Origin of the sequence: Streptacidiphilus sp. MAP12-20 (assembly GCF_041262525.1) — a bacterium.
GTDB lineage: Bacteria > Actinomycetota > Actinomycetes > Streptomycetales > Streptomycetaceae > Streptacidiphilus.
Map to the genome: position 1 here is coordinate 358,034 of NZ_JBGCCK010000002.1, position 20,603 is coordinate 378,636.

At 72.6% G+C, this 20,603-nt stretch carries 17 protein-coding genes and 1 pseudogene; 7 read left to right on the forward strand and 11 right to left on the reverse strand.

The features are described from left to right. Nucleotides 1-9: 9 nt before the first annotated feature. The 10 genes from ABIA32_RS03875 to ABIA32_RS03920 form a co-directional block, all read right to left on the reverse strand. Complete coding sequence (locus ABIA32_RS03875) at nucleotides 10-1,254, reverse strand: GNAT family N-acetyltransferase (RefSeq protein ID WP_370092350.1); 1,245 nt, start codon at nucleotides 1,252-1,254, stop codon at nucleotides 10-12. After that, nucleotides 1,251-1,985: a Wzz/FepE/Etk N-terminal domain-containing protein gene (locus ABIA32_RS03880; protein ID WP_370092351.1), complete on the reverse strand. Its 735-nt coding sequence runs from the start codon at nucleotides 1,983-1,985 to the stop codon at nucleotides 1,251-1,253. The genes ABIA32_RS03875 and ABIA32_RS03880 overlap by 4 nt, the downstream gene beginning before the upstream one ends. Beyond that, a complete protein-coding gene (locus ABIA32_RS03885; protein ID WP_370092457.1) occupies nucleotides 1,975-3,249 on the reverse strand; it encodes a glycosyltransferase in 1,275 nt (424 codons plus the stop codon). The genes ABIA32_RS03880 and ABIA32_RS03885 overlap by 11 nt, the downstream gene beginning before the upstream one ends. A 56-nt stretch (nucleotides 3,250-3,305) precedes the next feature. Beyond that, the gene (locus ABIA32_RS03890; RefSeq protein WP_370092352.1) at nucleotides 3,306-4,196 is read right to left on the reverse strand and encodes a polysaccharide deacetylase family protein; all 891 of its coding nucleotides are present in this window, start codon (nucleotides 4,194-4,196) and stop codon (nucleotides 3,306-3,308) included. Then, on the reverse strand, nucleotides 4,186-6,039 hold the full coding sequence (gene murJ, locus ABIA32_RS03895) for a murein biosynthesis integral membrane protein MurJ (protein ID WP_370092353.1): 1,854 nt from the start codon (nucleotides 6,037-6,039) through the stop codon (nucleotides 4,186-4,188). The genes ABIA32_RS03890 and murJ overlap by 11 nt, the downstream gene beginning before the upstream one ends. Beyond that, on the reverse strand, nucleotides 6,036-7,553 hold the full coding sequence (locus ABIA32_RS03900) for an O-antigen ligase family protein (RefSeq protein ID WP_370092354.1): 1,518 nt from the start codon (nucleotides 7,551-7,553) through the stop codon (nucleotides 6,036-6,038). Before ABIA32_RS03900 ends, murJ begins: the two co-directional genes overlap by 4 nt. Nucleotides 7,554-7,557: 4 nt before the next feature. Next, nucleotides 7,558-9,057 (reverse strand): sugar transferase, encoded by a 1,500-nt coding sequence (locus ABIA32_RS03905; RefSeq protein WP_370092355.1) that lies wholly within the window; start codon nucleotides 9,055-9,057, stop codon nucleotides 7,558-7,560. 152 nt (nucleotides 9,058-9,209) lie between these two features. Further along, nucleotides 9,210-10,406 (reverse strand): glycosyltransferase family 4 protein, encoded by a 1,197-nt coding sequence (locus tag ABIA32_RS03910; protein WP_370092356.1) that lies wholly within the window; start codon nucleotides 10,404-10,406, stop codon nucleotides 9,210-9,212. A 278-nt stretch (nucleotides 10,407-10,684) separates the two neighbouring features. Then, nucleotides 10,685-13,144 (reverse strand): DHA2 family efflux MFS transporter permease subunit, encoded by a 2,460-nt coding sequence (locus ABIA32_RS03915; RefSeq protein ID WP_370092357.1) that lies wholly within the window; start codon nucleotides 13,142-13,144, stop codon nucleotides 10,685-10,687. 210 nt (nucleotides 13,145-13,354) lie between these two features. After that, nucleotides 13,355-13,795, reverse strand: a complete 441-nt coding sequence (locus ABIA32_RS03920; RefSeq protein ID WP_370092358.1) for an SRPBCC family protein — start codon at nucleotides 13,793-13,795, stop codon at nucleotides 13,355-13,357. Nucleotides 13,796-13,896: 101 nt separating this feature from the next. Here ABIA32_RS03920 and ABIA32_RS03925 point away from each other — a divergent pair, with 101 nt between their 5' ends. The 3 genes and pseudogenes from ABIA32_RS03925 to ABIA32_RS03935 all read left to right on the forward strand — a co-directional run bounded on the left by ABIA32_RS03925 (nucleotide 13,897) and on the right by ABIA32_RS03935 (nucleotide 16,124). Next, the gene (locus ABIA32_RS03925; RefSeq protein WP_370092359.1) at nucleotides 13,897-14,913 is read left to right on the forward strand and encodes an acetamidase/formamidase family protein; all 1,017 of its coding nucleotides are present in this window, start codon (nucleotides 13,897-13,899) and stop codon (nucleotides 14,911-14,913) included. Continuing rightward, a pseudogene (locus tag ABIA32_RS03930) lies at nucleotides 14,835-15,425 on the forward strand (NUDIX hydrolase); the annotation flags it as partial. The gene ABIA32_RS03925 and the pseudogene ABIA32_RS03930, both read left to right, overlap by 79 nt. A 6-nt stretch (nucleotides 15,426-15,431) precedes the next feature. Next, nucleotides 15,432-16,124, forward strand: coding sequence for a VOC family protein (locus ABIA32_RS03935; protein WP_370092458.1), 693 nt, complete (start codon nucleotides 15,432-15,434; stop codon nucleotides 16,122-16,124). A 162-nt stretch (nucleotides 16,125-16,286) separates the two neighbouring features. Here ABIA32_RS03935 and ABIA32_RS03940 read toward each other — a convergent pair whose 3' ends face one another. Next, nucleotides 16,287-17,183, reverse strand: a complete 897-nt coding sequence (locus ABIA32_RS03940) for a LysR family transcriptional regulator (RefSeq protein ID WP_370092360.1) — start codon at nucleotides 17,181-17,183, stop codon at nucleotides 16,287-16,289. Nucleotides 17,184-17,328: 145 nt separating this feature from the next. Here ABIA32_RS03940 and ABIA32_RS03945 point away from each other — a divergent pair, with 145 nt between their 5' ends. The 4 genes from ABIA32_RS03945 to ABIA32_RS03960 all read left to right on the forward strand — a co-directional run bounded on the left by ABIA32_RS03945 (nucleotide 17,329) and on the right by ABIA32_RS03960 (nucleotide 20,523). After that, nucleotides 17,329-17,916, forward strand: coding sequence for an ArsR/SmtB family transcription factor (locus tag ABIA32_RS03945; RefSeq protein WP_370092361.1), 588 nt, complete (start codon nucleotides 17,329-17,331; stop codon nucleotides 17,914-17,916). Continuing rightward, nucleotides 17,913-19,238, forward strand: coding sequence for an MFS transporter (locus tag ABIA32_RS03950; protein WP_370092362.1), 1,326 nt, complete (start codon nucleotides 17,913-17,915; stop codon nucleotides 19,236-19,238). Before ABIA32_RS03945 ends, ABIA32_RS03950 begins: the two co-directional genes overlap by 4 nt. Before the next feature lie 98 nt (nucleotides 19,239-19,336). Beyond that, nucleotides 19,337-20,128 (forward strand): hypothetical protein, encoded by a 792-nt coding sequence (locus tag ABIA32_RS03955; RefSeq protein ID WP_370092363.1) that lies wholly within the window; start codon nucleotides 19,337-19,339, stop codon nucleotides 20,126-20,128. Further along, a complete protein-coding gene (locus tag ABIA32_RS03960) occupies nucleotides 20,125-20,523 on the forward strand; it encodes a hypothetical protein (protein ID WP_370092364.1) in 399 nt (132 codons plus the stop codon). Before ABIA32_RS03955 ends, ABIA32_RS03960 begins: the two co-directional genes overlap by 4 nt. The last annotated feature ends 80 nt before the right edge of the window (nucleotides 20,524-20,603 follow it).

Genomic DNA, 20,603 nt, shown 5'->3' on the forward strand with positions numbered 1-20,603 from the left:
CGCAGAAGCCTAGGCAGTCTTTCCTGCTCCATTGCCCCCAGCCCCGGCGTCCCCGGCCCCTGTGCCCCCGGCCGGGCGGGACGCGGCTCTCCCCCGGGCCAGCTGGGCCAGCACCCGCAGCCGCGAGCGCAGCGACTTGAGCCACGGCAGCCGGGCGCGGGCGAAGTTCTTGGCCCGCTCGGTGGCCCGCGCGGACACCGCCACGGTCGCCACCGCCGCCGCCGAGCCGAAGAGCAGCCGTTCGTTCCGGGCCGGGTCCGGACGCCAGCGCTGCTTGTAGGGCTCGTTGCCGCGCAGCAGACTCAGCTCCGTACAGCCCGTGCGGACCGCCTGGGCGAGGGACTCGCCGAAGAGCATGCCCGCGATGTCGAGCCGCTCACGCGCCTCGGGGTGGACGCCGTAGACGTAGAGCGCCACCATCGCGGGACTCTGCAGCATCAGGTCGCAGGCGATGAGCCGGCCGTCGAGCCGGTACTCGCGCAGGGTGGCCCGCCCGCTGCCGCACATGCCGGTCGCCGCCGCGCGCAGATGCTTGGCGAACCGTTCCCGCATGTGCTCGGGGGTCGCACCGCGCTCACGCCACTGCAGGGCGTGCAGCGCGAGCATGCGGTCGACGGCCTCGGGTGCCTCCCACGCCGGTACCACGCGCACCTCGACGCCCGCCGCGGCGAGCTTGCGCAGCTTCACCTTGGTGCGCTGCGCGGTGCGGCCCGGCAGCCGCGTCAGCAGCTCCTCCATGGGGACGCCGGGCAGATGCTGGACGAACGACGCAGGCAGCTGCCGCAGTGCGCGCGGCCAGTGCGGGGCCAGCCGGTGCACGGCCGCGTCGGCGCGGACCTCGCCGAGGTCGAGGCGGGCGAAGGGCGCACGCAGCTCCGCCGCGAGCGCCGCGGCCAGGGCGGCGGCTGCCTCGTCGAGATGGTCGGCGTCGAGCAGCACGTCGTGGAAGTCGGTGAGTTCCGCCCCCAGCGGGCGCAGCGCCGCGCCGTCGCGGTACAGCGGCGCGAGCGCGATCAGCCTCCCGTTCCGACGGACCGTCACCAGCCGCAACCGGCCGGGTCGTCCGTAACTGTGCCACCAGGAAGAGAGCCAGGCGTGGCACTGGAAAGGCGTCGCTCCGGGGCTGCGATCCTGGAGCTCGTCCCACTCGCCCGCGAGCACCTCGAGGGCGCGCTCGTCGCGCAGCACCACAGCCTCGAAGACCGGCGGTGTGTCGGCCGTTCCGGCCGCGTCGGGTCGGACGACGGTCGTCATGCGCCGGTCCCCGCCGTTTCGCGCTGCTGCTCGGGCAGGGGCGCGCCGCCCTCGGCGGGCTCGCGTGCGTCGAGCTGCTCGCGCTCCGGCGCGCCCGAACGGCCGCCGCTGCCACCGCCGATGCCGCCGCCCGACCGGGCCAGCAGGGCGAGGCTGCCCAGCAGCAGTCCTGCCGCGCCGCCGACCGCGACGTCGAGGCTGCGAGAGGGCGTGGAGGCCGTCACCGGCGGGGCGGCCGGAGCGAAGGCCATCAGCCGGACGCGCGTCTGCTTCGCCGTGGCGTCGCCGAAGGCGACCATCGAGCGGGCGACCGCGTTGGCCTCCTTCGCGGCCAGCCTGGCGCTGGTGGCGGTGCCGCTGACCTGGATCATCGGCGCGTCGGGCGAGGTCTGCGCCTGGATCTGCGCGGTCAGCTCCCTGGCCGGGACGCCGGTCTCCGCCGCGGCACGCGCCAGGATCTCCGGCTGGGCCACAACGCGCCCGTACGCCTGGGCGAAGCTGACGGCGGTCGCGCTCTCGGTGCCCTGGTCGGCGACGACCATCACGTAGGCGTCCGCCTGGTACTGCGGCGTGGCGACGAGGGCGTAGCCGCCCCCCGCCACGGCGCCCGCGGGGACGGCCACCAGCAGCGGCCACCACTTGCGCAGGGCCGACCGCAGCGCGGCGGACCGACGCTCCGCCGACGCGGGTGCTGCGGGTGCGGGCGCGCTCTGCTTCTCGCTATCGGGCACGGGTCATCTCCTCCGGGTGTGCTTCGCGGTGACGGTGGGACAGTTCGGTGGCAGTGAGTTCGGTGGCAACCGGTCCGGCAGCAGTCAGTTCGGCGTAGATCGCGGCAACGCGCGGGGCCAGCCGGGCGATGTCGTAGCGGGCCGACAGCGATCCCGGCTGGGGTCCTGCCGGAAGCGTCTCGGACCTGGCCATCAGTGCGGCCAGCGCGGTGGCGTAGGCCGCCGGCGTCGGCTCGGTCCGGGAGGTGCCACGTCGGGCCAGCGCCGACAGCTCCTGCGGGGGTAGTTCGGCCAGCGCGGGTCCGGAGGACCAGAGCACAGGAAGCCCGGACGCCAACCCCTCCACCAGGGCCAGCCCGAAGGTCTCCCCAGCTGACGGCGCGGCCAGCGCGTCCAGCGCGCCGAGCAGCGCGGGCACGTCGTCACGCTCTCCCGTGAAGACCACCCGCTCCGCCACACCCCGCTCGCGCGCCCGCGCTTCGAGCGCGGCGCGCTCCGGTCCGTCGCCGACGATCAGCAGGTACGGCGGGCCCCCCGTCACCCCGGCCCGTTGCAGCGCCGGAGCTTGCAGCGCCGGCAGCGCCAGCGCGTCGACGAGGACGTCGAAGCGCTTGCCCGGCACCAGCCTGCCGACCGCACCGATGACGAAAGCGTCCTCAGGAAGTTCGGACAGCCCCAGCTCACGCCACGACACGGCGGCCGTCCGGTAGGCGTCGGGCTCGATCCCGTTGGGCACCACCCGGATCCGCTCGGCCTGCACGCCCCAGGCGCGCAGCTGATGGGCGACCGCCTCGGAGACGGCGATCGTCACCAGGCCGAGCCGCTCGGTGGCCAGGTAGAGCCGGCGCAGGCCGAGGCCGGTGCGGCGCCCTTCCAACACTCCGGGCTGGAGTGAGTGCTCGGTCGCGACCACGGCGCGCACCCCGGCAAGCCGCGCCGCGATCCGCCCGTAGACGCAGGCCCGGTAGAGATGGCAGTGGACCAGATCGAACCGCCCGGCGCGGATCAGCCGCACCAGCCGTGGCAGGGCGGCCAGGTCCCGGTTGCCGCGCATGCCCAGCTCGTGCACGGTGACCCCGTCCGCCCGCAGCCCCTCCGCCACCGCGCCCGCCTCGCACAGCGCGACGACCTCGCAGTGGACCTCCGGCGGCAGATGCCGCAGCAGCAACCGCAGTTGCTGCTCGGCTCCGCCCGCACGCAGACCGGTCACGACGTGCAGCACGCGGAGCCGGGCCGGGCGCGGACACGGCCGGGGCTCGGGCAGCTCGGGCAGCTCGGGCAGCTCGGGCAATTCAGGCAGCTCAGGCAGGACGGCGTGGTTCAACAGGTCCACCCCCGCAGGGTGTGCCGGATCTGCTTCGCCCGCAGTCGCAGTCCACCGTCGCGCTCGCCGACGTAACATCGCGGCAGGGCCCAGCGGCTGGCGGTGTGCTGGTGGCAGATGCCGACGCCGTAGGCGTATCCGGCCGCACCGACGGCCCGCTCCGCTGCCTCGTCGGACGCGCCGTAGGGGAAGCAGAAGCCGGTGACCGGCCCGTCGACCACGGCTTCCAGGAGCTCCTTGCTGCGCCGGGTCTCCAACGCCAGATCCTCCCCCGACAGGCCGGCCATCCGGCGGTGGCTGAGCGAGTGCGAGCCGATCTCCACTCCTGCCGAGGCCAGTTGCCGCACCTGGGCGATCGTCACCAGCGGCCTGCGCGGCCCGTCCACGTCCCAGGCGTTGTGGCCGCCCATCCGGCCGGCGACGATGTAGGCGGTCGCGTTGAAGCCGTAACGCAGCAGCACCGGCAGCACCTCGCGCGGGAAGTCGGCGTAGCCGTCGTCGAAGGTCAGTCCAACCAGGCCGGACGCGCTGCCGCGCTCCTGTGCGAGCAGCAGCTCGCTCATGGAGACCCCGCGCATCCTGCGACGGCGCAGCCATTCCATCTGCCGGACGAAGCGCTCGGGGGTGACGGTCACCAGATAGGGATCTTCCGGCACGGTGTCGACCGAGTGGTACATCAACGTCCACGGCGGCCTTCCGGTGAACACCCGGTCCGGAGCTTGTGCGCCTTCCTGGGCCGCCGCCTCATCCGGGACCGCTGCTTCGTCCGGACTCGCTGTTTCGTCCCGGCCCGCTGCTCCATCCAGGGCTGCCGGAGCGGCCTGCTGCTTCAATCTGACCAACTCGCTCGGCGCGCTGCGCTCCCCCTGGAGCGGTTCAGCACCCATCAGCTTCTCCCGTCGCATGTTCGATCGCTGCGCTGCGCTGACGGATGACGGTCGGCCGGGAAGCCAGCCGGCCGCGAAGTCCGCTCAGCACGTCACTCACCCCGGGCGCGCGCAGCGCTCCCGCCAGGGCGAGGAAGGAAAGAAGTCCGGTGGCCCCGCCCGCGAGGAGCGGCAGCAGAGGCCCGAGGCCGTCGATCCCGGGGATGTTGGCGGCCAGCCACGTGGGGACGACCGCGCACGTCGCGGCGAGCAGCAGCCGGGCCTGGCCACCCAGCACCGTGTGCACCCGCACCGGGATGCCGCGTGTCCGCAGCGCGAGCAGCAGCAGTACCGCCGTCACGCTGATCCCGACCGCGTTTCCGGCCGCCAGCCCGCACGCCCCGACGAACGGCGTGCTGCCCGCCGCGACGGCGACGGTCACCAGCAGGCCCAGCCCCATCGCGGCGATGGGGTACCAGTCGGTCCGGTCGAGCGGCCTGGCCGTCCCGTCCTCGCCGAAGCCGACCGCGGGGCGGGCGGCAAGGAACGGCCGGATCAGCGCGCCGACCAGGCCCTGCGCCAGCAGCCCGAGGCAGTAGACGCGCATCAGCGAGGCCGTCGCCGCGGTGTCGGCGGCGTTGAAGGCGCCGCGCTCGAAGAGGACCGCGACGAGCTGCGGTGCGCAGGCGAACAGGACGACCGAACCGGCCAGCACCACCGCGCCGACGACGCCGAGGTCCTTCTCCACGCGCTCGCGCGCGCCCTGGGTGTCGCCCTCCGCGAGCGCCCTGGCGATCATCGGGAAGGTCACCGTGCAGACCAGGATCCCGATGATCATCACGTTCTGGGCCACCTTCTCCGCGTAGTTGAGGTGCGAGATGGTGCCCGGCGGGAGGGTGGAACCGATGAAGCGCTCGACGAAGATCTGCGCCTGCCTGGTCAGTGTGAACAGCACCACCGGCAGCAGCGCGACAGGGCTCAGCACCGGCGCACCCGTGCTCACGCCGCGTGCTCCGTCGGCGCTGCGCCTACCGTGACGTACCGTCAATCGACTGACCGTCAGACGGCTGACCTGGCGCGTGAACGGCGGCAGCAGCACCGCCGTCATCAGCAGACTGCCCAGCGCCACCCCGCCCGCCGCCGCGCGCACGCCCAGGCTGCCGTGGAGCAGCAGCATGACGCCGAGGATTCCGACGTTGTAGGCGATGTAGACGGCCCCGGGCACCGTGAAGCGGTGGTGCGCGCGCAGGCCGGCGCTCAGGTAGCCGGTGAGGCCGAAGGGCAGCACGGTGACGGCGGTCAGCCGGGTGCAGACGACGGCCAACTGCGGGTCCGCGAGACCCGGCGCCAGCAGGTGCACCAGCAGCGGTGCACCCAGCGCGGTCACCGCCGAGAGCAGCGCCAGCGCGAGCGCGAGCGGCGGCAACGTCGCCGCCACCAGCGCCCGCACCTGGTCCTGCTGCTCCGCTGCTGCGTCGCCGTCCGCAGCTCCCTCCCCGTCCGCCCGTCCGCGTGCGGCGAGCGCGGCGCTGAAGGCGGGGACGGTGAGGAAGGCCATCCCGTCCTCGATCAGCAGCGGGGCCGCCGTCTCCGGCACCGTCCAGGAGACCAGGAAGGCGTCCGTCGCCGAGCCCGCTCCGTAGAAGCGTGCGAGCAGCAGATCGCGCAGCAATCCGAGGATCGAACCCACCGCGCTGAACAGCGCGGTGACGCCGAACGCTTTGGCGACGAAGCCGCGCTTCTGCGAAGCCTCAGGCGCGGGAGCGGGCTGTGGCTCGGGCGACGACTCGGGCGACGGCTCGGGTGATGGCCCGGGCGCGGCCCCCTCTCCCGGTTGGGATGCGTTCTCGGTGGCAACGGTCACAGCGCGGAGGCCTCCCGCCGGGTCAGAGCCGCACGCGGGGACGGGATCGCCAGCACGCCGGTGCGAGCGAGCGCACTCGCGCAGAGGCCGAGCACGACGGAGATCAGCACCGTCGTCGTCCCGCCGATGTCGGCGTAGAGGAAATCCACCATCTGCCAGACCAGCAGCCCGACCACGGCCGGGGTGCGCCACGCGCCGAGGGCGGTGCCGAGCAGCAGCGTCGCGAAGGCGGTGAGCCCGAGCAGGCCCTGCTCGCTGAGCACCAGCATGTACATGTTGTGCGGAGAGAGCAGCGGCTCGCGCGAGAAGCCCGCGCCCGCGCCGCCCGTGTCGCTGCCGGACGAGAGCCGCAGCGGGGCGTGGGCGTCGCGGTAGACGGGGAACTCCTTGGGCCCGACCCCCGTCAGCGGGTGCTCGCGCCAGATCCGCCCCGCGGTGGTCCACAGGTCGTAGCGGTCGGTCACGGAGTGGTCCGCCGCGCCGGTGACCGAGCCGATGCTGGTCAGCCGCGCCGTCACGGACCCCTCGCTGCCCGCCCCGCCCGCCGCACCGCCCGCGCCGACCACCCCGGCCGCCGTCAGTCCGCCCAGCACGACCACACCGACGGCCGCCAGCGCCACCCCGGTGCGCAGCAGCAGCCGGGCGTCGGTGAGCAGCATCACGACCGTGCCCGCGACGGCGGTCGCGATCCAGCTGCCACGGCTGAACGAGAGGGCCAGCGGCGCGGCCAGGGCCGAAGTCGCCAGCGCCCACCAGCGCATGGCCACGGTCCGCTGCTCGCGGCGCGCCTCGAGCGTCAGGCCCAGCGAGGCGAGCAACCCGAAGCTGACGACGACGGACATCGCCATCACGTCCTGCGCGCCGAAGGTGCCGACCGCCCGCTGCGAGCCGCCCGCGAAGGAGGCGCCGGTCCCGGTGACGTACTGCTCGACGCCGACCGCGCCCTCCAGCAGCGCCGCCGACGCGAACGCGCCCAGCACCATCCGCAGGTCGCGCCGGTCACGCACGGCGTAGAGCACGGCCGACGGCACGACGACGAAGATCTGTACGAACCTGACGAACCCGGAGATGCTCTGGTGCGGATCCATCGAGGCCGCGGTGGCCACGCCGACCGCGACCAGCACGCCCGCGAAGAGGAGCGCCATATGCAGCGAGAGGGCTGTGTTCACGAACACCGTCCCCGCCGTCCCCGGCCGGGGAGACCGGGTCCGCCGCAAGAGCGCGAGCGGCAGGGTGACCGCGACCAGCACGAGCGAGCCCACGTCCGCGGGGGTGACGTGCACGGACGCGGTGACGTCCTTGTTGCCCAGCGGCACGCAGACCAGCAGCACGGTCAGCGCGGCCAGATGGGCCGGCCGCAGCGCTGCCCACAGCCGGCTCAACGGAGCCTGCGCCACCGGATTCTGCCCCGGCACCTCCGTGCCGAGTCGGCCCAGCCCGAGCAAGCCTCGTCCCGCCCAGCCGTGCCCTGCCCAGCCCTTTCCGGCCCAGCCCTGTCCCAGTCGTGGGGACACCCCGTCAACTCCCGTCCGTCCGCAGCACCGCGAGCACCGTGCGGAGCAGGATCTTGACGTCCTGCCACAGGCTCCAGCTGTCGATGTAGTAGTTGTCGAACCGCGTCCGGTCCTCGATGGACGTGTCGCCACGCAACCCGTTGACCTGGGCGAAGCCGGTCAGCCCGACCGGCACGCGGTGACGCTCGCGGTAGCGCGGGTACGCCTGCGCGAAGCGCATGACGAAGTACGGCCGCTCCGGGCGCGGGCCGACCAGGCTCATCTCGCCGCGCAGTACGTTCCACAGCTGCGGCAGCTCGTCCAGCGAGGTACGGCGCAGGAAGCGCCCGACCGGCCCGAGCCGGTTGTCGTGCGCGATGTTCCAGCGGGTGGCCGACTCGTGCTCGTCGGCCGGACGCAGGGTGCGGAACTTGAGCACCGTGAAGTTCTGCCCGTCCAGGCCGACCCGCTCCTGACGGAAGATCACCCCGGGCCCGCCCTCGAGCCGCACCGCGATCGCGCAGCACAACAGCACCGGCGAGAGCAGCAGCAGCCCGACTCCGGCGAAGCAGGCGTCACCCGCGCGCTTCACCGCCCAGCTCGGACGGTGCATCGGGCTGCTGCCGAGCCGCAGGCAGGGAAAGCCCCAGAGGTGGTCGCCGACGGCCGTGCGCCGCCCGTTGTGCTCGAAGGCGCCGTAGTCGGGGAAGCCCGGCACGAACCAGACGTCGCAGCCGAAGTCGGTGCTGGTGCGCAGCATCTGCGCGGAGCGCTCGTCGTCCACGCCGCCGCTGGTCAGGATGACGTCCCTGATCCCGCGCCGGGGCAGCTCACGGACCAGCACGTCCGGTCCGCCGAGCACAGGAACGGGGAAGTCGGCGGGCAGGAAGATGGGGTCGGGGTCGATGAAGCCGACCGGCCGCAGCCCGTACTCGGGGTGCTCCAGCAGCGCGGCGGCGATCCGTTGCCCGACGTGGCCCGCCCCGGCGATCAGGGTCGGACGCGGTGCCCGCCGGCGGTGCGCGCGCACGGCGGAGTAGACCAGCGCACGGCCGATCCCGTCGAGGGTGAGGTGACAGACGAGCAGCGCGATCAGGATCTTGATGTCGGCGGGGATCGAGGTGGGCAGCGCGAAGGGCAGCAGGAAGGTCTGGAGGCAGCGCTCCAGGGTGAGCGCGAAGGAGATCGCGATGGTCGCCCGCCCGGCCAGGCCCGGCAGTTCGTCCAGCACCGAGGGCGCCAGCCGCAGCCGGTACTGCCCGCCGGAGGAGTACATCAGCACCAGGACCGGCAGCAGCCCGCAGGCCGCCCGCACGGCGACGGCGAGACCGCCGGGCAGCACGATCGCGAGCGCGCCGAGCGCGGCCACCGCGTCGACGCCGAGCAGGGTGGCGGGGATGCCCGTGCCGCCGTGGACGGCCGGGGAGTTCGCAGCGGAGGACAGGCCGGAGCCGTGCCGCCGGGCGGGTGCGAGGCCGACGGCCCGCACGCCCGTGGGCAGTTCCTCGTTGTCGATGGTGGTCATCCGCGCACGTACTCCCCTGATGGAGGTAGCACCTGCCGCCGCGGTCGGCACCGATGCCGTCTCACGGGGAAAGGAATGAAGCAGGCAAATAGGACATTACAGAATTTCTGCTGGGATTTTGACAGTGTCGGGCGGTGTCACACCGATGACCATTAGTCAGACTTTCCAACACGATGATCATTTGTTGCGCTCGGCGCGGCGGGCGCCGGGATCCGCCGCGACTGGAGCACCGCGTCATACGTCTGGGCCATCAACATCCTTGTGGCACGCAGGTCGTGACGTTCCGTCGTGCGCGCACGGGAGCGGCGCCCGAGCTCGGAGCAGAGCTCCTGGTCGGCGAGCAGCCGAATGAGGGATGTCGCGAGCGTCCGGGTGTCCCCGACCGGGACCGGGAATTGCTGATCACCCAGACATTCACGGGCCCCTGCCACATCTGTCAGCACCACCGGCCGCGAGCAGGCCATCGCCTCCAGCGGCGCCAGCGCCATTCCCTCCCAGCGGGAGGGCAGCACCATCAGGTCGGCCGCCGCGTACCAGGCGCGCGGGTCGTCCACCCGCCCGGCGAAGACCACGCTCTCCGGCGCCTGCAGCGTCGCCGCCTGCTCCTCCAGCGCACCCCGCTCGGGCCCGTCGCCGACCAGCGCGAGACGCGCGTGCGGCAGCTCGGCCAGCACCTCGCCCCAGGCCCGGAGCAGCAGGTCCTGCCCCTTCTGCCGACAGAGCCGCCCGACGCAGACCGCGAGCGGTGCGTGCTGCGACAACCCGAGGGCCTTCCTTGCCCGCGGCCGGGGCGGTAGCCGGGCCGGGTCGTAACGGTCGAGGTCGATGCCGTTCGGGACCAGCGCCCAGCGCCCGCCGAGGCCTGCGGCCTGCCCGCGCGCCCGTTCCTCCGCGCTGACGCAGACCAGCCGGTCGCTCCAGCGGGTGGCCCACCGCTCCCACCGCTCGATCATCCGGGCGGACGGGCCGCCGACGGCCTCGAAGGACCAGGCATGCGGCTGGAAAACCGTCGCGATCCGCCCGCGGATCGCGAGCCGACCGACGAGGCCCGCCTTCGAGCTGTGCAGGTGCACCAGGTCCGGCCGGGTCTCGGCGACGATCCGCCGCAGCTCAGCGATCTCGTGCGGCAGCCCCGCGCCAGGCGCGCGCTCCGCGCCCCACGGCGCGATCCGCGCGCCCGCGACGCCGGCGTCACGCGACAGCCGTCCACCCTCAGGACACGGACACGCGACCACCACGGCGTGCCCGTCCGCGACCTGACCCCGCGCCAGGTCGGCCACGACCTGGGCGACGCCGCCGTCGACGGGCTGCGAGACGTGAAGGATGGTCAGGGGTTCACAACTGGGCACGTCGCGCAACCTATGCCGGTGGGCGGGGGGCGCGACGCACGCGCTCACCCGGGCGGTGGATTCTTCTACCTGCTTGGGTGAGCGGGCGTCACCAAGTACTTCGCTGGAGCGTTGGACCGACAGGGATCGGCAAATGGGGATCCCTGGGGCGCGAGGAACTGCGCGGGAAACCACTGACGAGCGGATGGCCCTGCGCGTTCGGTGTTCTACCTCGCCGGGTGGCTTGTCGCGCAGTTCCTCGCGCCCCTGGGGGTTGCAACTGACCCGTTTGCCAGACGCTAGTCGTCCAGGCGGTGGGAGAGGTGCAGGTCGCGTTCCGTATGCCCATCCTCCAGGCGGAGCGCCGTTGCCACGGGTGGGTAGCCCGCCGCGATGACCGTGTACTCGCCCGGCTCCAGGTCGGTGAAGCGGAACGCCCCGTCCTCCCCCGTCGTCGCCGCCGCGACCACCGCGCCGGAGGCGTCCAGCAGGGTGACCCTGGCCTCCGCGACCGCGCGGCCGAGGGAGGTCCTGACCGTGCCCCGCAGTGTTCCGCTGCCCGCGAGGGTGATGTCCTGGCGGGTCTCGCCGCTCGGCGCGACGTCCACCGCGAGCGCCGTCGGCCGGTAGGCCCGCGCGCTGACGGTCAGCGTGTAGACGCCGGAGACCAGATCGCGGAACGCATAGGCGCCGTCCGCGTCGGCGTGCGCCGCGGCGACGACCTCACCGTGCACGTCGGTCAGCGTCACCGAGGCACCCGCGACGGGCGCGCCCTCCGCGCTGCGGATCGCTCCGGCCAGCCGACCCGTGCCGCCGAGCACGACGTCCAGCTCCACCGGACGACCGCCCACTGTCACCGTGACCGCTTGCGGCTGATGGCCGGGCGCCGCCGCGATCAGCACGTAGTTCCCGCTGCGCGGCGCGGCCAGCGCCCAGCGGCCGTCCCCGCCGCTGCCGGTACGGGCGATCTGCCTGCCCTCGAGGTCCACCAGCGTCAGCACCGCGCGCGGGACACCCGCGCGATCCGCCTGCAGCACGGCCCCGGTCACCGGCGTCCCGTTCAGGCCCGGCTGCTGCTGCGCCTGCGACGGATGCGGCGGCTGGTGTAGCGGCTGCTGAGGGATTGGCGACTCCGTGAAGTCCTCCGGTCCGTGATGGCTGACCAACGGTTTCTCCTTCAGCACGAAGCCCAGCAGGAAGCCCAGCGCCAGCACCGGCGCCAGATAGAGGAAGACGCGCGGCATCGCCGTCGCGAACGCGTCCACGTACCCGGCACGCTGCGCCGGGGGCAGCGCGCGGACGAGGGCCGGGGTGATCGAGTCGTCGCGCGGCAGGCCGTGCAGCGCGAGCTGGTGCGCGAGGCGGGAGGCGAAAAGCGTGCCGAAGACCGCCGCGCCGACCGAACCGCCGATCTGCCGCAGGTAGTTGTTGGCCGAGGTCGCCGCGCCGATGTCGCCCGGGGCGACGGAGTTCTGCACGGCCAGTACCAGCACCGGCAGCACCAGGCCGACGCCGAGGCCCAGCACACCCATGGCGAGACTCTGCTCCAGGTAGGAGCTGTGCGCGTCCAGCCGCCCCAGCAGCGCCATGCCGACCGTCGCCAGGGCACCCCCCACGATCGGGTAGAGCTTGTAGCGGCCGGTCCGGCTGATCAGCTGACCGGTGCCGATGGAGGCCAGCACGATGCCCGCCATCATCGGCAGCATCTTCAGGCCCGAGCCGGTCGCGCTGGCACCGTCGACCATCTGGAGGAAGCTGGGCAGATAGCTGGCCGCGCCGAACAGCGCGACGCCGACGACCACGCCGATCAGTCCGGCGACCGTGAACACGCCGTCCCGGAAGAGCCGCAGCGGGACGACGGGCGCGATGCCACGCCGCGCGACCCAGAGCTCTACGGGCGCGAAGAGCGCCAGGGAGAGGACCGCGCCGCCGATCAGACCGAGGATCACGGGCGAGCGCCAGGCGTACTGGCTGCCGCCCCAGCTGGTCGCCAGCACCAGGCAGGTGCCGACGGCCGCGAGCAGCAGCGCGCCGAGCCAGTCCAGTCGCGCCCGCTCGCCGTTGCCGGCGCGGACGGGCTTCGGCAGCACGAGAGTGACCACCAGCAGCGCGAGGACGCCGACCGGCAGGTTGACCCAGAAGCACCAGCGCCAGCCGGGTCCGTCGGTGAACCAGCCGCCGAGCAGCGGCCCGGCCACCGAGGAGAGTCCGAAGACCGCCCCGATCAGGCCCATGTAGCGGCCGCGCTCACGCGGAGAGACCACGTCGGCGATGATGGCCTGCACGCCGATCATCAGTCCGCCGCCGCCGATGCCCTGGATCGCCCGGTAGGCGATCAGTTCGGCCATGCTGTGGGCGAAACCCGCCAGCGCGGAGCCGACCAGGAAGACCACGATGGCGAACTGGAAGACGGGCTTGCGCCCGACCAGGTCGCCGAGCCTGCCGTAGAGGGGCAGACCGACGGTGGACGCCAGCAGATAGGCGGTGACCACCCAGGACATCCGGCTGAGCCCGTGCAACTCGCCGACGATGCGGGGCAGTGCGGTGGCCACGATGGTCTGGTCGAGCGCGGCGAGCAGCAGGGCCAGCATCAACCCGGCGAAGACCAGCCGGATCCGCACGGTGGCCCCGCCCGTTCCGGTGGCACCAGTGGCACCAGTGGCACCGGTGGGAGCAGGCGCAGGACTGGGCGGCTCGGCCGTCACCGGCGGCGGGTCGATCACGGCGGCGTCCATCACGGCTGTGTCCATCACAGGCATGGCCGGGATCCTTGCAGGCTGCACTCATCGGCGCGGACCGGCCCGATCATCGGACCGGCCGCGTCGATCCTGCTTTACCTGCGGAGATGTGACGCCATGTCGACAAAGCCGGGAGGCAATCCCTCGGCAGAATCACCCGGAGGGGCGATCCCCGGACGCGTGCACGTCAGACTGCGGCTCTCTCAGACGGCGACTCGCAGACGGCGGCTCTCAGGCGGCTGTCGCGGCCAGGCGGTTCAACACCTCGTCGTGGATCCGGTTCAGGCCCTTGGGCGCGAAGGTGCGCTCGAAGAAGCCGCCGATGCCGCCCGCGCCCTGCCAGGTGGTCTCGATGACGACCTTGGACTTGCCCTCCCCGGCCGGCGTCACCGTCCAGGTCACCACCATCGAGGAGTTGGCGTCCGTCTCGACGAGTCGGCCCGGGGTCGGCTCGGTCACCGTGAACAGGCAGTCGCGCACCCGCTTCTCGGTGGCCTGCAGCTTCCAGTGCACGACCGTGCCCGCGCCGCGACCGCCCTGACACACCTCGTACTCGCTGTACTGTGCGGGCAGCAGGGTGGGGCGGACCTTCTCGTAGTCGGCGACGGTGTCGAAGACCTGCTCGGGCGAGGCGTCCAGGACTCGCTCGGTGACGGCGTAGACCTGACCCATGACGTGCTCCTTGGCTGATGTGACGGCGGATGGTCCCCCGGGTCCAGCCAACCACACTCGGCCTCTGGCGGGCTCCGCGTGTCCGGTGCCATGGTGTCGGCATGAGCGAGCGACGCGTGCTGACCGTCCGCCCCAAGCCCGACGAGTACGCCTGGACCTTCGGCGGCGCTGCGCCGGTGGCCCGCGTGGCGCCGGGCACGGTGCTGGATCTGACCACCGAGGACTGTTTCGCCGGCCGGGTGACCTCCGAGCGGACGCTGGTCTCCGAGGTCTGCGAATTCCCCTTCCTCAACCCGCAGACCGGCCCTTTCTGGATCGAGGGCGCCGTACCCGGGGACACGGTGGCGATCCACTTCGTCTCGGTCGAGCCGACCCGCGACTGGGCGGCGTCCACGACCGTCCCCCTCTTCGGCGCGCTGACCTCCACCCACGCCACCGCGACACTCCAGGAGCCGCTGCCCGAGCGGGTCTGGATCTGGGAACTGGACCGCGCCGCCCGGCTGTGCCGCTTCACCGCCCGGGACAGCGTGCTGGTGCTGGACCTGCCGATGGCCCCGATGCACGGCACCGTCGGCGTGGCCCCGGCCAACCTGGAGGTCCGCTCCGCGCTGGTCCCCGACGCGCACGGCGGCAACCTCGACACCCCGGAGATGCGCTCCGGCGTCACCTGCTACCTCGGCGTGAACGTCGACGGCGCGCTGTTGAGCCTCGGCGACGGCCACGCCCGCCAGGGCGAGGGCGAGACCTGCGGGGTGGCGGTCGAGTGCGCCATGCACACGGTGGCGATCGTCGAACTGCTCAAGGGCATCGCCACGCCCTGGCCCCGGATCGAGTCCGACACCCATCTGATCTCGACGGGCTCGGCCCGCCCGCTGGAGGACGCCTTCCGGATCGCCCAACTCGACCTGGTGCAGTGGCTGGTGCGCGACTACGGTTTCTCGTCCATGGACGCCTACCAGTACCTCTCGCAGGCCGTCGAGTCCCCGCTGGCCAACGTGTGCGACACCAACTACACGTCGGTGGCGAAGGTGCGGAAGGAATGGCTGCCCGGCGGTCGCACCACCTACCGGGGCCTGCACGCGCAGCTGCGCGAGGCGGCGGCATCATTGCTGTCGTGACCGAACCAGTGATCCCCTTGAGCCAGGACGAAGTCCTGGACATCGTCGACGGTGCGGACCGCGTCGTCGGCCAGGCCACGCGCGGCGAGGTGATGGCCCGGCGGCTGCGCCACCGCTGCGTCTTCATCCTGGCGACGGACGCCGACGGCCGGATCTTCGTGCACCGCCGCACGCCGGCGAAGATCGTCTTCCCGTCGATGTACGACGTCTTCGTCGGCGGCGTCGTGGGCACCGGCGAGTCCTACGACCAGGCGGCGAAGCGCGAGGCGGAGGAGGAGCTGGGGGTGACCGGCATCGAGCCGGAGCACCTGTTCACCTTCCTCTACGAGAGCGCCGACCACAGCTGGTTCTCGGCCGTCTATCGCGCCCGCACCCCGGTCGAGGTCGCCCCGCAGGTGGAGGAGGTCGCCTGGCACGCCTTCCTGACGGAAGAGGAGCTGGCGGCCGCCCTGCCCGGCTGGGACGTGGTCCCTGACGGCCTCGAGGCGTGGCGCCGACTGGCAGGCTGGCGTGAGGCCATGCGTCAGCGCCTGAGCCGCCCGGCCGCGTCGGCGGCCGTGACCGATCATGGCTGGCGCTACCTGCTGGGGTCCCTTCGCACATCGGTCCCGGTCACCTCACTGTCCGAGGCGGTCGAGGTCGCAACGCTCACCACTGCGCGGTGCGGCCAGGACGCTGACCGGCATCTGCGCCTCGACCTGCGCCCCGACCGGGTCATCCTCACCCTGCAGTCGGCCGACCACGCCGACGTGACCGCACGGGACGCCGATCTGGCGGCGCGACTCACGGCCGCGCTGCGCGACGCGGGCCTCCGTCCCGGTCCCGAAATCGGCGCGGAGGCGGCGCGCTCGGTGCAGGTCGTGGAACTCGCCGTCGACGCCATCGACATCGCCGCCGTCCGTCCTTTCTGGAAGGCGGTCCTCGGCTACGTCGACGAACCGGGCCACTCCGGTCCCACGGACCCACTAGTGGACCCGCTCGGCCAGAGCCCGGCGATCTGGTTCCAGCAGATGGACCAGCCCCGCCCGCAGCGTAACCGCCTCCACCTCGACATCTGCGTCCCCCACGACGAGGCCCTCACCCGCATCGAGGCGTCTCTGGCCGCCGGCGGCCGTCTCGTCTCGGCGACCCGCGCCCCAGCCTTCTGGATCCTCGCCGACGCGGAGGGCAACGAGGCATGCGTGACGACCTGGCAGGGCCGCGACGGCTGAGGGGTTTGCCGGGCCGCTTCCATGAGGGAGAGTCAGGGACGTCTCGCGGTCGTCTCGGGGTCGATATCGGTGCCGACCCACTTCCGCTGCGGCCACGATCGGGCCATGACCAATCACACTCGGGGGACCCCGGCATGCCGATGGGCCGCCGTGGGGTGCGGCTCACAGCCGACTTGACGCCGTCTCCCCGACCGCGTCGACGAAGGTTTTCGCCGCTCCCGTCAGCGCTCCCGCCCAGACCGCCTCGGTGCGGTGCAGCAGTCCGGGATCGGTGACCGGGACGGCGATAACGTCCGGGGGAAGGAGCGTGCCGGTGGGGACGACGGCCAGCCCGAGGCCGGCGGCGACGCAGGCGGTGACGGAGCGAAGGTCGGAGCCGGTGAGGGTGAGGGTCGGGGTGAAGGCATCCGAGCCCGTCGCCGCACGGAGGTCGGCGAGTGGCACCGCCGCCTCCGGCGCGTCGAGCCAGAGGCTGTCGCTGAGTGCGGCGATGCGCAGGCTGTGACGGGCCGCGAGCGGATGCTCCTGCGGAAGCAGCACGGTGAGCTTGCGCTCGGCCACCCGGAGGGCCGAGACCGGTGCGGCCGCCGGGAGCGACAGTGGGTCGCTCGGCGCGGTGAGTCCGTCCACCACCGCGACCTCCGCCGCGCCCGACACGACGGCGGCGACCGCCGCATCGCGGCCCAGGACGGTGACGACCAGCTCGGCGCACGGGAGTTGACCGCGCGTCGAGGCCAGTGCGCGGGCCGTCCGGCCAGGGTCCGCGAGCGCCGTCACGGCCAGTCGCAGCAGTCCGCGCGGCGAGCTGCCGAGGCGGGTGAGGTCGGCGCGGGCAGCGTCGAGGCGGAGCAGGATGCCGGGGGCGTGCTCCAGCAGCCGCGCGCCCGCCTCGGTCGGGGCGACCGGGCGGCGGAGCAACAGCGCAGTGCCGAGGTCCTGCTCCAGAGCGGCGATCTGCTGCGAGATCGCGGACTGGGTGTAGCCGAGCTCCAGTGCGGCGTCGGAGAAGGAGGCGAGCCGGGCGACGGTCACGAAGGTGAGCAGGTGCTTGGGATCCACCGCATCAGTATCTCCGATGGAGGGGCAGCTCTTCATTACCTGACCTGATCGACGAACCGCGCATGCGTTCGCCCGTCTTCGTCGTAACTCCCCTCTGAGATCTGAGCGTTGACTCTCACAATATTTGAGAGGACACTCTCAGAGTGTGAGTCACGTCAACCCCTACGGCGACTTCGAGATCCTCGACCCGTCCGCCATGCGCGCCCTCGCGCACCCTGTCCGGCTCGCGATCCTGGAGACGCTCCAGCGCGACGGACCAGCCACCGCCACCCAGCTCGCCCCTTATGTGGGCGCCACCCCCACCGTCACCAGTTGGCATCTGCGCCACCTCGCCGGCTTCGGACTCGTCCGCGACGCCGAGCCGGCAGCGGACCGGCGGCAGCGGCGATGGGAGGCGGCCTCGAACGGCTTCCGCTTCCAGGCCGGCGAGGACGCCGAAAGCCAGTCCGCCGCGCGGATGCTCTCGCGTCAGATGTTCGCCCGCTACGGCGAATTGCCGCAGCGGTGGCTGCTCGAGGTCGAGCCGCAGCTGGAAGCGCCCTGGACCACCCTGGCGGGCCTCTCCAACACGGTGCTGTACCTGCACGCCGAGGAGCTGGCCGACCTGGTGGGGCGCTTCGAGGAACTGCTGGCCCCCTACGTCAACCGAACCCGAACGAACTCGCCTCCAGGCACCCGGCGAGTTCGCTGGATGACCTACCTGCTTCCCGACGCCCAGAAGGAGCCCGAGTGATATCCCGACTGCGCCGCAACCGCCGACCGTCCGCCCCCAGCCCCTCCCTGGGACGCGACTTCCACCTGCTCTGGGCCGGACAGTCGGCGTCCGAACTCGGGGACCGCGTCTCGGAACTGGCGCTCCCCTTTCTCGCGGCTGTGGGACTGCACGCCTCGGTGCAGCAGGTCGCACTGCTCGCCGCACTCACCTGGACCCCCAACCTGCTCGGCCTGGTCATCGGCACCTGGGTCGAGCAGTTCCGCTCCAAGCGGCGGCTGATGGCCCTCGCCGACCTGGTCCGCGCCGCCTCGCTCTGCTCGGTGCCCTTCGCCTACCTCTGCCACTCGCTGACGCTCACCCAGCTCTACGCCGTGGCACTCGTCAACGGAACCGCGGCCGTCTTCTTCGGCACGGCCTATTCATCGTTCTTCACCCAGCTGATCCCACGCGAGGCGTACCTCGCCGCGAACAGTCGACTCAACGCCAGCCGCTCCGCTTCCTTCGTCGCCGGGCCGTCGATGGGCGGCCTGCTGGTGCAGTTCCTCGGCGCGCCGTTCGCCGTGCTGGCCGACGCCGCATCGTTCCTGGCCTCGGCGGTGACTCTCCAGGCCATCCGCCTCACCCCGCCGCCATCGTCCGACGCCGACGCCCCGCAGGGGCCCTTCCTCCGCAGGATGAAGGGCGGCTTCGCGCTGCTCTCGCGCGACCCCCTGCTCCGGGCGTGCCTGGGCTGCAGCACGACGGTGAACCTCTTCACCTTCCTCAGCAGCGGCCTGCTGGTCGTCTACGCCAACCGAACGCTCGGACTCTCCGCAGGCGCACTCGGGCTCGCGCTCGGCGTGGGCGCCGTCGGCGCGCTGGTCGGCGCCCTGCTCGCGCCCAAGGCGGCGAAGCTCCTGGGCACGGGACGGACCATCGCCCTGGGCGCGGTCGTGTTCCCGGCCCCGATCGCGATCATGGCGGCTGCCGGGGGCCCGCTGTGGCTGCGGGCCGTGGTTCTCGGCGCAGCAGAGTTCCTCTCCGGTGCGGGCGTCATGCTCTTCGACGTGAACCTCAACTCGCTGCAGGCATGGGCGACCCCGGCCGACATCCGCAGCCGGATCTCCGGGGCGTTCAAGGCCGTGAACTTCGGCGTCCGCCCGCTGGGAGCGATCCTCGGCGGCGCGCTTGCTGCGGGGATCGGATTGCGGGCGACCCTGGTCGTGACGGCGGTGGGCGGGGCCGCATCGGTGTTCTGGGTGCTCTGGTCCCCGATCTTCGCAGTGCGGGACCTGAGCCAGGTCGCCTGGTCGGCGCCGGCCGCGCCGGACACCTCCCCCTCCCCTTCCCTGACGAGCTGACGAACCACCTGTCATCGGCATTGCTCATCAGCATTGCTTATGCGGGCAGCATTTATCATCGTTGGACGTGAACATGGAGCCCCGCGCAGCATGGATCCATGACGACGAACGCCGCAACGGACACCGCTCCTCACACACCCCGGATCGCCCTGGTCGGGGACCGCTCTCCCCAGGTCCGCTCGCACCAGCGCATCCCACAGCTCGCCGCCGCACTGCTGGAGCGCGACTCGCTCGCGCTCGACCTCTACTGGATCGGCAGCGACGAGGTCGACTCGCCCGAGGACCTGCGCGGTTTCGACGGGATCTGGGTGCTCCCCGGCAGCCCCTACCGCTCCGAGGCCGGGGCGCTGCATGCGATCCGCGCGGCGCGCGAGAACGGGACGCCGTTCCTCGGTACGTGCGCCGGCTTCCAGCACGCGCTCCTGGAGTACGCCCGCGACGTCTGCGGCCTGACCGACGCCGCGCACGCCGAGAACGACCCCGACGCCGAGCACGCGCTGATCACACCGCTCGCCTGCTCGCTCGTGGGCCACGAGCTGCCGATCAGCGTCGCCCCCGGCACGCTCGCGGAGCGGCTGCTCGGCGCCGAGCGCACCGTCGAGCGCTACCACTGCGCGTACGGCCTGCACCCCGACTTCCCCGCCGTGCTCGAAGCCCACGGAATGGTGTTCAGCGGCCACGACCTCGAGGGCGCGCCCCGCGTGGTGGAGCTGCCGGCCGAGCGGCACCCGTTCTTCCTGGCGACCCTCTTCCAGCCCGAACTCGCCGGCGACGGCACCCGCCCCCACCCCTTCGTCCGCGCCTTCGCCCACGCAGCGGCGGACCACCGAGCCACCGCGCACGGCGGTGCGGGATCACGGCCCGTCAGCGCGGTTAGCATGCCGGGATGAATGCTCCCGAGCGAGGCGCCTGGCTCCGACGCGGAATCAGTCGCAACGGCGGCCCCCTGCGTGAGGACCAGGAGGTCGTCTGGCTGCAGGTCGGCGTCCACTACGCCGACAGCCGCGGATTCGCGGGCACCACCTCCTACGACGGCGCCCAGCTGCGCTTCCACCACGACGTGGGGGAAGCCGGGGAGGACGTGGGGACCCTGCGGCGCGACGGCGAAAACCTGATCGAGTCCGGCGTCAATCCGGACGGGAGCACCTTTCTGGAGGTGTGGACCCCGCTTCCCGACGACGGGGGCGAGGGCGGTTCCTGGAGCCTCGCCGGGTGCCAGGTCGTCCGGGTGGGACGGCACGTGGTGCATGTCGACGGCGAATCCGGCGCTTACCTGCCGATCTGAAGGCGGGCTGCCACCCCTTCCTACCTGGCGGTAACCCGGGTACAGTGTCGCCACCACCTCCGTCGGCGTTGGGAGCCGCC

What these genes read in the sequence shown, in the direction of transcription:
- ABIA32_RS03915 (WP_370092357.1), bottom strand. Translation starts at nt 13,144, where the DNA reads ATGCCTGTGATGGACACAGCCGTGATGGACGCCGCCGTGATCGACCCG.
- ABIA32_RS03925 (WP_370092359.1), top strand. Translation starts at nt 13,897, where the DNA reads ATGAGCGAGCGACGCGTGCTGACCGTCCGCCCCAAGCCCGACGAGTAC.
- ABIA32_RS03955 (WP_370092363.1), top strand. Translation starts at nt 19,337, where the DNA reads ATGACGACGAACGCCGCAACGGACACCGCTCCTCACACACCCCGGATC.
- ABIA32_RS03875 (WP_370092350.1), bottom strand. Translation starts at nt 1,254, where the DNA reads ATGACGACCGTCGTCCGACCCGACGCGGCCGGAACGGCCGACACACCG.
- ABIA32_RS03960 (WP_370092364.1), top strand. Translation starts at nt 20,125, where the DNA reads ATGAATGCTCCCGAGCGAGGCGCCTGGCTCCGACGCGGAATCAGTCGC.
- ABIA32_RS03905 (WP_370092355.1), bottom strand. Translation starts at nt 9,057, where the DNA reads ATGACCACCATCGACAACGAGGAACTGCCCACGGGCGTGCGGGCCGTC.
- ABIA32_RS03935 (WP_370092458.1), top strand. Translation starts at nt 15,432, where the DNA reads ATGCGTCAGCGCCTGAGCCGCCCGGCCGCGTCGGCGGCCGTGACCGAT.
- ABIA32_RS03890 (WP_370092352.1), bottom strand. Translation starts at nt 4,196, where the DNA reads ATGGGTGCTGAACCGCTCCAGGGGGAGCGCAGCGCGCCGAGCGAGTTG.
- ABIA32_RS03920 (WP_370092358.1), bottom strand. Translation starts at nt 13,795, where the DNA reads ATGGGTCAGGTCTACGCCGTCACCGAGCGAGTCCTGGACGCCTCGCCC.